This window comes from Comamonas sp. 26, from assembly GCF_002754475.1.
In the GTDB taxonomy this organism is placed as follows: Bacteria; Pseudomonadota; Gammaproteobacteria; order Burkholderiales; family Burkholderiaceae_C; genus Comamonas.
The window spans coordinates 473321-485111 of the sequence record NZ_PEFL01000001.1; the positions used below are offsets into that span (position 1 = coordinate 473321).

10 protein-coding genes are annotated in these 11791 nt (G+C 59.7%); 2 read left to right on the plus strand and 8 right to left on the minus strand.

The window, feature by feature from the left end; all coding sequences use genetic code 11:
- Positions 1-174: 174 nt before the first annotated feature.
- The 8 genes from CLU84_RS02225 to CLU84_RS02260 form a co-directional block, all read right to left on the minus strand.
- Positions 175-3072, minus strand: coding sequence for a ribonucleoside-diphosphate reductase subunit alpha (locus CLU84_RS02225; RefSeq protein ID WP_099735738.1), 2898 nt, complete (start codon positions 3070-3072; stop codon positions 175-177).
- A 521-nt stretch (positions 3073-3593) separates the two neighbouring features.
- Positions 3594-4232: a 1,6-anhydro-N-acetylmuramyl-L-alanine amidase AmpD gene (gene ampD / locus CLU84_RS02230; RefSeq protein WP_099735739.1), complete on the minus strand. Its 639-nt coding sequence runs from the start codon at positions 4230-4232 to the stop codon at positions 3594-3596.
- Positions 4225-5706: a sigma-54-dependent transcriptional regulator gene (locus CLU84_RS02235; protein ID WP_369826850.1), complete on the minus strand. Its 1482-nt coding sequence runs from the start codon at positions 5704-5706 to the stop codon at positions 4225-4227. Before CLU84_RS02235 ends, ampD begins: the two co-directional genes overlap by 8 nt.
- 14 nt (positions 5707-5720) lie before the next feature.
- Complete coding sequence (locus CLU84_RS02240) at positions 5721-7523, minus strand: PAS domain-containing sensor histidine kinase (RefSeq protein WP_099735741.1); 1803 nt, start codon at positions 7521-7523, stop codon at positions 5721-5723.
- Positions 7524-7527: 4 nt separating this feature from the next.
- Positions 7528-7779, minus strand: coding sequence for a PP0621 family protein (locus CLU84_RS02245; RefSeq protein ID WP_099735742.1), 252 nt, complete (start codon positions 7777-7779; stop codon positions 7528-7530).
- Entirely contained in the window at positions 7776-8582 is an 807-nt protein-coding gene (locus tag CLU84_RS02250; RefSeq protein ID WP_099737821.1) for an inner membrane protein YpjD, read from the minus strand. The genes CLU84_RS02245 and CLU84_RS02250 overlap by 4 nt, the downstream gene beginning before the upstream one ends.
- 58 nt (positions 8583-8640) lie before the next feature.
- Positions 8641-8877, minus strand: coding sequence for a diguanylate cyclase (locus CLU84_RS22300; RefSeq protein ID WP_233210064.1), 237 nt, complete (start codon positions 8875-8877; stop codon positions 8641-8643).
- A complete protein-coding gene (locus CLU84_RS02260) occupies positions 8784-9203 on the minus strand; it encodes a PAS domain S-box protein (RefSeq protein WP_099735744.1) in 420 nt (139 codons plus the stop codon). Before CLU84_RS02260 ends, CLU84_RS22300 begins: the two co-directional genes overlap by 94 nt.
- A 367-nt stretch (positions 9204-9570) precedes the next feature.
- Here CLU84_RS02260 and ffh point away from each other — a divergent pair, with 367 nt between their 5' ends.
- Positions 9571-10962, plus strand: a complete 1392-nt coding sequence (gene ffh / locus CLU84_RS02265) for a signal recognition particle protein (RefSeq protein WP_099735745.1) — start codon at positions 9571-9573, stop codon at positions 10960-10962.
- A gap of 212 nt (positions 10963-11174) precedes the next feature.
- Entirely contained in the window at positions 11175-11777 is a 603-nt protein-coding gene (locus CLU84_RS02270) for a C40 family peptidase (RefSeq protein WP_233209903.1), read from the plus strand.
- Positions 11778-11791 lie beyond the last annotated feature (14 nt).

The window sequence follows — 11791 nt, forward strand, 5'->3', positions numbered from 1 at the left end:
GACATCCAGCCTTTAGATTCATCTAATTTTTAAGCGTCAGTTCAAAACTGGCGCTATCCACCCCAGAGACACCGAGCAAGAGCCGCCTTGCGGCGAAGGTGTCGTCCCCCTCCCGTAGCGCGCAGCGCGTAGTGAGAGGGGGAAGGCGCAAAGCGCCTCAGGGGGTGTCGTTAATTACTGGCAGGCCTCGCAGCCTGGGTCGTCAATCGCGCAGAACTTCACATCCGTTGCAGGAGCCTGTGCACGTGCAGCAGCAGCGGCAGCTTCCAGCGCGCTCATCGCAGGCTTGGCAGCCGCAGGAGCAGCGGAGGACACCGCATTCAGCGTGCGGCTTTGGACCGTCGACTTTTCAATCTGGGTCGCGCTGGTGGTGCGCAGGTAGTAGGTGGTCTTGAGGCCACGAACCCATGCCAGCATATAGGTGTCGTGCAGCTTCTTGCCCGATGCACCAGCCATGTAGATGTTCAGGCTCTGGGCCTGATCGATCCACTTCTGGCGACGCGAGGCTGCTTCCACCAGCCATTCGGGCGAGACTTCAAACGCGGTGGCGTAGAGGCTCTTGATCTCTTCTGGCACACGGTCGATGGCACGCAGCGAGCCGTCGAAGTGCTTCAGGTCCATGACCATCACGTCATCCCACAGGCCCAGACGCTTCAGGTCACGCACCAGGTACTGGTTGATGACGGTGAACTCGCCCGACAGGTTGGACTTCACGGACAGGTTGCCGAACGAAGGTTCGATCGATGCATCCACACCCACGATGTTGGAGATGGTGGCCGTAGGCGCAATGGCCACGCAGTTGCTGTTGCGCATGCCGTCCTTGGCTATTTTTGCGCGCAGAGCATCCCAGTCCATCTGAGCGGAGCGGTCCACTTCCACATAGCCGCCGCGGGCCTTTTCCAGCAGCTTCAGGGTGTCTGGGGGCAGGATGCCCTGATCCCACAGCGAGCCCTTGAAGGTGGAGTAAGTGCCGCGTTCCTTGGACAGCTCGGTCGAGGCCCAGTAGGCGTAGTAGCAGATCGCTTCCATGGCCTGGTCAGCGAATTCGACTGCGCCCTGGCTGGCGTAGGCGGTGCGCATTTCATACAGCGCATCCTGGAAGCCCATCAGGCCCATGCCCACAGGGCGGTGGCGCAGATTGGATTCTTTGGCCTTGGCCACGGCGTAGTAGTTGATGTCGATGACGTTGTCCAGCATGCGCATGGCGGTGGTCACCGTCTTGCGCAGCTTGTCGTGGTCGATCTTGCCGTCCTTGATGTGCTGAACCAGGTTCACGGAACCCAGGTTGCAGACAGCCGTTTCGGTGTCACTGGTGTTCAGTGTGATCTCGGTGCACAGGTTGGACGAGTGCACCACGCCCACGTGTTGCTGGGGCGAACGGATGTTGCAAGGATCCTTGAAGGTGATCCAGGGGTGGCCGGTCTCGAAAAGCATCGAGAGCATCTTGCGCCACAGGTCGGTGGCGGGCAGTGTCTTGTGCAGCTTGAGTTCACCGGCAGCAGCCTTGGCTTCGTAGGCCAGGTAGGCCTTCTCGAACTCGGCGCCAAACAGGTCGTGCAGGTCGGGTACGTCACAGGGCGAGAACAGAGTCCAGTTGCCCTTTTCCATCACGCGCTTCATGAACAGGTCTGGAATCCAGTTGGCCGTGTTCATGTCGTGAGTGCGGCGGCGGTCATCGCCGGTGTTCTTGCGCAGCTCCAGGAACTCTTCAATATCCAGGTGCCATGTTTCCAGATAGGTACAGACAGCGCCCTTGCGCTTGCCGCCCTGGTTCACGGCCACGGCCGTGTCGTTGACGACCTTGAGGAAAGGCACAACGCCTTGCGACTCGCCGTTCGTGCCCTTGATGCGCGAACCCAGAGCACGCACGCGTGTCCAGTCATTGCCCAGACCGCCCGCAAATTTGGACAGCAGGGCGTTTTCCTTGATGGATTCGTAGATACCGTCCAGATCGTCGGGCACGGTGGTCAGGTAGCAGGACGACAGCTGCGAGCGCAGTGTGCCGCTGTTGAACAGCGTGGGGGTGGACGACATGAAGTCGAACGACGACAGCAGCTCGTAGAACTCGATGGCGCGCGCGTTACGGTCATCTTCCTGCAGCGCCAGGCCCATGGCCACGCGCATGAAGAAGGACTGGGGCAGCTCGATGCGGGTCTTCTTGACGTGCAGGAAGTAGCGGTCGTACAGCGTCTGCAGACCCAGGTAGTCGAACTGTTCGTCGCGCTCGGCCTTCAGGGCCTTGGCCAGGCGGGGCAGGTCGTAGTTCAGCAGCTCGGGGTTGAGCAGTTCGTTGTCCACGCCCTTCTGGATGAAGCCAGGGAAGTACTCGGCGTAGGCGGTCTGCATGTCGGCAGGCTGCACATCGCGCAGCATGACTTCGCGCACGATGGTGTGCAGCAACAGGCGGGCGGTGACGTAGGTGTAGTCGGGATCTTTTTCGATCAGCGTGCGGGCAGCCAGAATGGATGCCTTGTAGACCTCGGCCAGCGGCACGCCGTCGTAGAGGTTGCGGAGGGTCTCAGCCATGATGGGCGCAGCCTGAATGTCAGCATTCAGGTTGCGGCAAGACGACTGGATCAGGGCTTCCAGCAGTTCCTGGTTCAGAGGCACGCGCTGGCCGTTTTCGGTCACATGCAGCACGGGCTTGGCCGAGACTGCAGCAGCGGCCACTTCGGCGGCCTTCTTCTGCTCGGCGCGCTCTTGGTTGCGGCGCTCGCGGTACAGCACATAGGCGCGGGCCACATCCTGGTGACCACCGCGCATCAGGCCCAGCTCAACCTGGTCCTGCACATCTTCAATGTGGAAGGTGCCGCCTTCAGGGCGCGAGCGCAACAGAGCGCGCACCACGCCTTCGGTCAGTTCGTTGACGGTATCGCGAACGCTGGCAGACGCAGCGCCTTGTGCGCCGCGCACGGCCAGAAAGGCCTTGGTCAGGGCGATGGCAATCTTCTGTGGGGCGAACGCCACCACATCACCGCTGCGGCGAATGATCTGGTAGTTGTCATTTTGGGAGGAAGAATCAGCTGCGCTGACAGGCGCGGCAGAAGGCAGTGAGTTCAACGCTTCTTGCATAAGTTCCTCGGAATCAGTTTGTGGATAGCAGACAAAGGCCTGCACTCTGGGCAGGCCGTCAAAAACAAGATTTGGCGCCAAGGTCTACACATGGTTTGCACAGGGTGTGCACAACTTGTAAACACTAGATGTGGGGTCTAAGGCGCTCTCAAACACTACCGGTAGTGTATCGCTCTTCAATCTTGCTGACCTGATGAAACTACTGAAATGGACATTTGAGCAGTCGCTTGACAGCTTGAAAAAAGCCCTCATACCGCATGAATCAAGGGCTGTGGCGTGGTTGCGGTGCAGCAGATTCAGTGCCGTAAATTTGTAAAAAATTTAGGTGTTTGCTACAGGCGACAGATGTTGCGTGCGCACCATTGACAGTGGGGGCTTGAATGTGAGCTCAGAAGTCGAAGTGGTTACTCTTAAAAGATGAGCGGGTTGCGCAATTCAGTCGTGGTCTTCAGTCGCATATCGATCTGAAACCGCGGAACAACAGGCGCTACATGCTCCTGATATATGTGCGGCCTTGAGCTTCAGGCGGGGCGTGAAGGAAATTCCCAGACCTGTGTGTCGTTGTCAGCGCTCAGTTGCTGCTGAAGTTGCGCCCAGTCAAAGCCGGTGCCGGGGTCTTGCTTGCGTCCCGGTGCAATGTGTTCGTGGCCGGCGATATAGCGAATGGCGTATTGCGCGGCAATGGCCTGGCAAAGCTGCTGCAAGGCTTGATATTGAGGGGCTTCAAAGCTCAGGCCTTCAAGGCCTTCGAGTTCAATGCCAATGGAGTCGTCGTTGCAGCGGTCACGGCCCCGCCACTGGCTGATGCCGGCGTGCCATGCACGGTCATCGCAACTGACAAATTGCCAGATCTCGCCCTGGCGGGTAATAAAGAAGTGAGCTGATACTTCCAGCCCGCGAATGCCTTGGTAGTAAGGGTGGGCATCCCAGTCCAGCTGATTGCTGAAAAGCTGCTGAACGGCCCCTGTACCGTACTGGCCCGGCGGCAGGCTGATGGAGTGAAGAACAACAAGGTCGATCAGTGCGCCATCAGGGCGGGGGCCAAAGTTGGGAGAGGCGAGCTGCTGGGCAGGCTGGTACCAGCCGGAAGACCAGTCCAAAGACTTGTCTGGCGACTTTTCTGGTAATTGGGGGGCGTCGTGCGGCACAGAATCAGGCATTGTCAGTTTGGTGCTTGCCGCCCTCGGCGGGCAGGTCTATGCCTAGACGGTCAATCCGGTAACGAATCTGGCGCAGGCTGATGCCGAGTCTTGCAGCAGTCGCGGTGCGGTTGAAACCGTTGTCCTGCAGCGCTCTGACCAGAATGCTGCGCTCTTGCTCGTCCAGCCAGCCTTGCAGGTTTTCGGGCAGGCCGGCTGGGCTTTCTGCGGGGGCTTCTTGCAGGGGGGGCGGCGCGGCGGTCAATGCCCGGCTTGCTGCGCTTTCATTGCCGGACTGCAGGCCGTTTGGCGGAATGCGCAGCGGCCCATCATCGCCCAGCGCAATCGCGCGGTGCAGCACATTTTCCAGTTCGCGCACATTGCCGGGCAGGGGGAGCAAGGCGATCTGGGCGAGGCTTGTTTCATCCAGTGCTGGCGTGGCCAGACCCGATTCTTTGGCCAGTTTTTTGAGCAGAGCCTGACACAGCAGGCTCAAGTCTTCGCGGCGCTCACGCAGGGCGGGCAGCTCGATTTCAATGACATTGAGGCGGTAGTACAAGTCCTGACGGAAGTTTCCGGTCTGAACTCCGGTGCCCAGATCACGGTGGGTGGCACTGACGATGCGGACATCGACAGACTCTTCCTGCGTGCTGCCCAATGGTCGAATCTTGCGCTCCTGAATGGCACGCAGCAGCTTGGCCTGCATGGCCAGCGGCAGATCGCCAATTTCATCGAGAAACAGCGTGCCGCCCTGTGCGGCCTGAAAGTAGCCGGGCCTGTCCTGTGCCGCACCGGTGTATGAGCCTTTGCGGGCACCGAAGAATTCGGCCTCCAGCAGGTTTTCAGGAATGGCACCGCAGTTCACGGCCACCATGGGGCCATTGGCACGCTGGCTGCAGGCGTGCAGGGCGCGGGCCACCAGCTCTTTACCCGTGCCGGACTCGCCATGAATCAGCACCGGGGCCATTCCCTTGGCGACCTTGGCAATGCGCTGTTTGACCAGTTGCATGGCCTGAGAATTACCCACCAGTGCCTGTAGGGCGCTGGCGTTGAGATCCTGGTTGCCGCTGGCTGCTGTTGCAGCCGTTTGGGGGGAGGCGGGGGCGGGCACGCCACCAATGCCTTGAACGGCAGAGGCAACGACCTGGCGGAACTGGCGTAGGTCCACAGGTTTGGTCAGATAGTCAAACGCGCCTGCGCGCAAGGCTTCGACTGCATTTTCGGCAGAGCCGTAGGCAGTCATGACGATACAGCGCTCGGTGCGCGACTGCTCGCGCAGCAGCAGCAGCAACTCCATGCCAACGCCGTCGGGCAGTCGCATGTCGGTGATCACTACATCAAAGTGCTGGCTTTGCAGCTGTGCTGAGCCTTCTTGCACCGAACCAGCTGTCTCTACGCGATAGCCCTCCCTGAGCAAGGTCAGCTCATAAAGTGTGCGCAGATCGGGCTCATCATCGACCACCAAAATGGTGGCGCTTGTGGATGCGGTAGGCAAAAAGGTCACTAGGCTTACACCATGATCGAGTCAAAAAGAGTGCGGCTTGCGAGGGTTGACGGGCCGCTGCGCAGGGTCACGATAAATGCATTGCCATCGACATTACCTTCTGGCGTGCTGCGGGCAAGGCGCAGGTAGCTAATGGTGGCATCGTAGCGCTGACATAGCTCGCGGCAGATATACAGGCCCAGACCGCTGGAGCGGCTTTGCGAGGAGAAAAACGGCTCGAACAGGTGGCGCTCTACGCTGGCTTCCAGTGGTGCGCCGTTGCTCCAGACCATGAACCAGCAGATATCGTCCTCAGGCAGGCCGGGCATCTGGGTATTGAGCGGACCATGGCCGCTGACCAACTGTAGGCCGGCCTCATTGCCCGCCTGACTGCGGTGGCGCTGGGCATTGTCCAGCAGATTGATCAGCACGCGGCGCAGATGCTCCTCATCAAACACGATATTCCGTGTGCTTGCATTGAGTTGCAGCAAAATCTGGCGAGAGGGCGTGGACTGCCCGCGCCATTCGTGGCTGATCTGGGCGAGCAGCATATCGAGCGGCAGAGATTGGCCCTGATGGGTTTCTACACCCTGCTGCACCCGTGCCAGATTGAGAATTTCTTCGGCAATGCGGGCCAGGCGGTCTGCGTTCTGGCCCACGATGCGGCAAAGCTGCTGGGGGCCTGGCTGGCTGACGAGGTCTTCGGCCAACAATGCATTGGCCTGCGTAATCGCAGCCAGCGGGTTGCGTATCTCATGGGCCACGGCAGCAGACATACGGCCCATGGATGCTAGTTTTTCGGTGCGCAGCTGTGCTTCGATCTCGCGCAGGTCGTGCAGGAACATGACGCAGAGTGAGTGGCCTGGCTCATTCTGAGGCTCTTCATCCAGATAGGGCGCGGCAACTTCGGTGATGCGGGTGCGCACATTGATTCCCGTGGGGCCGCGATGCTCGGTGGCCTGCAGATGAATCGTGGCCGACAAAGGGCGGGCGTGGGCAAAGCTGGCCTGCGCGGCATCCGCCAAAGGCTCCCACCCGCTATGTGCTTGCAGGGAGAAAGGCTGGGTGTGTTCGGGGGGCAGATTCAGCAATTGCAGAGCGGCGGGGTTGGCCTGCAGCACTTGCAGGCTGGAGTCAACCACCAGAACACCGTCCGAGAAATGGTTGATGACCAGGCTGTTGACCTGCTCCTGTGTCTGCGTGCGCAGGCGGTTGAAAAGTGCCTGAGAGCGCTCGCGCCTGACGCGTTTGGCCAGCTCATGCGTGAGATAGGCTACGCAGAAATAGCCCGCCGAAGAAAATGCGGTCTGATAGTAGGCCTGAGCGGCATCGCTGAGCCCGCCGCGGTAGAGCCAGAAAGTGTGGGTCAGCGTCAGCAGCGTAATACAGGCCGTGGTCCCAAACGCGAGCATCAGGCCGCCCAGGGCTGCAGAAATCAGGATGGGAATCGCCAGCAGGGCGGAGTAGTTGAGCGAGCCCACCTGGGAAATCTGCAGCAGAAAAATCACGGCAATGTCTACGCCGATCACCGGCAGCCATTGCAGGGCGGCACGCGGTGCGGGCAAATGCTTGCCTGCCAACAGTCGCAGCACCGTGGTCAGAATCAGATAGACAATGCAGATCAGCCAGACCAGCGGCGAGCTGATGCTTTGCAATTGCAGATTCAGAGCCTGCAGCAAGATTAAAGCGAGTGCCAGAAAAACGCGGCCGCTTAAAAATGCCTGCCACAGACGCACAAACGGGGCGTTGAGGCTGGCATCGGCCCGGCGGCTAATGGCGGTATCCAGCGGAATGACGGTGTGCTGCCAGGGCGAAGCGGAATTCACCATGGGTTCAGGGTCGCGATTGCTGCGCCAGGCTGCGGTGCTCTGCGCTGCAGTAGTACTGGCTTGCGCCGTCGGTCACAGCATCTGCCTGAGGGAGGTGAAGACCGCAGTGGGCGCAGGCCACCATGTTTTGCGGTTGCTTGAGCGCTGGCGCGGGCCTGGGGCCAGCAGCTTTACGCTCAGTTAATTCGGCCCGGCGCTTATTGCGCCAGATGCCGATGGCCACCACGATGACCAGCAAAACGAGCAGGTACTTCATGCAACGCGCTCCAGCAGAACTTCAGCGACAAAGCGCGAGCCCACATAGGCCAGCAGCAGAAAGATGGCGCCGATATACAGCACGCGCACGGCGCTTTGCCCGCGCCAGCCAAAGCGATTGCGGCCAAACAGCAGCACTGCAAAAGCGATCCAGGAGAGCAGGGAGAACACGGACTTGTGATTCCACACCCAGCTCTTGCCATAAAGCTGCTCACCAAAAAACCAGCCAGCAGCCAGCGTGGCGGTCAGCAAGATAAAGCCTGCGCCCACAAAGCGGAACGTCAGGCGCTCCAGTGTGAGCAGGGGCAGGCCGCCATCGTGGTCAGCGCCTTGGCGCATCTGCCGCTCGGCATGGCTCATCAGCGCAGCGTGGACGACGGCTGCGGCAAACAGTCCGTACGAAGCAATGCCAAGGGCCAGATGCAGCGGCAGCCAAGGCGAGGCATCGACATGCAGAGCAGAGCCCGGAAACACCGCGGCCAGCAAGACCGCCAAGCTGCCCATGATGGACAGCGGCCAGCGCGAGCTGAGCTGGGGGTAGAGCTGCTGCTCGACCACGTAGACGGTCAGCACCAGCCAAGCGGTGATGGAGAGTGCGGGGGCGAAGCCAAAGCGCGGAAACTCGCCCAGCAGGCCCCAGCCCAAAAACAGGGCGTGCAAGGCCCAGGCCAGACGCAGGCAGCGGCGCGCGCCTGTTTCTTGCAGGTGTTGCGTGGCAAGAGCGGGGAGGGCGTAGGCAATGGCTGCCGCAATGGCCAAAATCCAGGCCATGGGGCTGGCTGCGGTGAGCGGTGGGGAAAGCATGTGTTCAATGATAGTGCGGCTGGCTGGCACTCATCTTTTGCAGGAGAGTGCGGGCGTGTCAATTTTTCGCATAAAGCGCGGACTGCACCTGGTTGCGGCCTTGTGTCTTGGCTTTGTAAAGCAGTTCATCGACTTTTTGCAGCCATTCTTCAAAGGTTTCCGGCGTGGGCTGTGCGATGGTCAGCACTCCGCAACTGACCGTCAGGTGCGTTGCCGTTCGGGCGATGTCCAGCTGGACCACGCGTTCGCGGAACTGTTCGACAAGCGTCTGTGGCTCGGTATGGCCGTGCAGGATGAGCGCAAATTCTTCGCCACCAAAGCGAGCAACAACGCCCATGCAATCTTGACCTCGACAGGGTAAATCGTGCCGTTTTTACGGGTGTGGTGGTTTTTCACAACGGTATTGACGCCCGGGTTCACCAATTTCCATAGAGCGATCAGCGCCTGCTCGTCATAGTTTTTTGAGAAGTTCTGGACCTTCAGCAGCAACTCGTCACGGTTGAAGCCCAGACTTTCACAGGCTTGCATATTGACATCCAGCAATTGGCCACAGTCGTCATTCAGAAAGAAGGCGTCAGCGAAGTGATCGAGAAAGTGACGGTACAGCAGCTGGTCAGGCATGAAGCGCCTTGGATTTTGGGAGTGCCAGTGGACTAGTGGCAGCCCCTCGAAGCGGGGTGACGATGTTGATCGTTACCTGCGCAGCACTTAATCACAAGCTCGCCAGAACCCTGCGAAACAGTGCTTTGATGGGCAGTTTTGCTGAGTCGCCATAGACAAAAGGGTGACAGAGCCGGGCCAGGGCAGGCGTAAACAGGCACCAACACCCTCCATAGAAGGGGGTGCGGGTAAAATGCCTTAATCGCACAGCTTTGCCTTGTCTCGGTGATGGACGGCCCGGCAATGTCAGCAGGCTGTGTGGCGACTGGCGCATGCTGGCTCGCGCTCTGTTTCTTGTCTGTCCACAACTTTCGAATGCTTTTTGTCTATGGCCTCCGCACTGACCGATAAACTCTCGCGCCTCGTCAAGGAGATGCGTGGCCAGGCCCGCATTACCGAATCCAACGTGCAGGACATGCTGCGCGAAGTGCGCATGGCCCTGCTTGAGGCCGACGTGGCCCTGCCCGTGGTGCGCGACTTCATTGCCCGCGTCAAGGAAAAGGCGCTGGGTCAGGAAGTCATCAGCTCGCTGCAGCCCGGCCAGGTGCTGGTCTCTATCGTCAACAAAGAGCTGGCGGCCACCATGGGTGAGGGGGTTGCGGACATCAACCTCAATGCCCAGCCGCCCGCAATCATCCTGATGGCCGGCCTGCAAGGCGCGGGTAAGACGACCACTACCGCCAAGCTGGCCAAGCACCTGATCGAAAAGCGCAAGAAGAAAGTGCTGACTGTCTCGGGTGACGTGTACCGCCCTGCTGCTATCGAGCAGCTCAAGACCGTGACGGCACAGGCTGGTGCCGAGTGGTTCCCGTCCACGCCCGATCAAAAGCCCCGCGACATCGCCATCGCTGCGCTGGACTACGCCAAAAAGCATTACTTTGATGTGCTGCTGGTGGATACGGCCGGTCGCTTGGCCATTGACGAACTGTTGATGGCTGAAATCAAGGACTTGCACTCCATCCTGAAGCCCGTTGAAACCTTGTTCGTGGTCGATGCCATGCAGGGCCAGGATGCGATCAATACCGCCAAGGCCTTCAAGGAAGCGCTTCCGCTGACCGGTATCGTGCTGACCAAGCTCGATGGCGACTCGCGCGGTGGTGCGGCTCTGTCCGTGCGCCAGATCACGGGCGCGCCCATCAAGTTTGCCGGTGTCTCTGAAAAGCTCGATGGCCTGGAAGTCTTCGATGCCGACCGCCACGCACAGCGTGTGCTGGGCATGGGCGACATCGTGGCCCTGGTCGAGCAGGTCACCAAGGGCGTGGACATGGAAGCCGCGCAGAAGATGGCCGAGAAGCTGAAAAGCGGCGACGGCTTCGATCTGAACGACTTTCTGGCCCAGCTGCAGCAGATGAAGTCCATGGGTGGTCTGTCCCAGTTGATGGACAAGTTGCCTGCCGAGCTGGCTGGCAAGGCCGGTGCTGTTGACATGGACAAGGCCGAGCGCGAAATCAAGCGCAAGGAAGGCATCATCTGCTCCATGACGTTCAAGGAACGCAAGCACCCCGCCCTCATCAAGGCCACGCGCAAAAAACGCATCGCTGACGGCGCTGGCGTGCAGGTTCAGGAAGTGAACCGTTTGCTCAAGGAGTTTGAGCAAATGCAGACCATGATGAAGAAGTTCAAGGGCGGCGGCCTGATGAAGATGATGAAGAAGATGGGCGGCATGAAGGCCATGAAGGGCATGATGGGCGGTGGCGGCATGCCCAAACTGCCCTTCTGATCGGCTCTACCCACTTGCAAGAAGCGCTCCATACGGGGCGCTTTTTTCATGGCTTGCTCATAAAAAAATGAGCTGCTGGTGCTTTATTGAATTGGGCTTTATATGTTTTTATTGGTAAATGTGAGCCGAATCTGCGCTATCAGCTCACATTTTTATAAAGCCGCAGACCTCAAGCTGGAGCTGGGCTGCGCTTTCTGCGAACATGCCCATCCATGAAGCTACAAGTCTGGACTCCCATGCAGGGCGAGACCGCTCTCAGCGAAGCGCTGAACGTTGAACGCAATGCACTCAACTCTGGCCGCCGCGCCTGTACGCTGGCGCTGTTCGGCTCGTTGGCTGCGGTGCTGGCCGGTTGCTCGTCAGCGCCCAAGGAGAAGGCCAAGCCCGCCGCACAAGCCGGTGGCCCGCGCTCACCCCAGGCGCTCAATCTTTCCGATGATCTGCGCGAGTCACTGCTGGCGCGCACCATGCTGGTGGTCAATACACCCTATACCTATGGCGGCAACTCGCCCGAAGGTGGTTTTGACTGCAGCGGTTTGATTCAATGGGCCGTGGGCGGTATTACCGAGACGCGGCTGCCGCGCACCACATCGCAGTGGGCTAAGGCCAGCAATGTGGTGGGTGGGCGTGATCTGATGCGCGGCGACTTTGTGTTCTTCAACACCCTGGGCGGGCGCTATTCACACATGGGCATTTTCGTCGGCAACGGGCAGTTTGTGCATGCGCCATCCAGCGGCGGCACCGTGCAGCGGGTGCGCATGGATAATGTTTACTTTGCCAAACGCTTTACCGAAGCTCGCAGCATCTTTTCCTGAAATTTTGCCGCGCA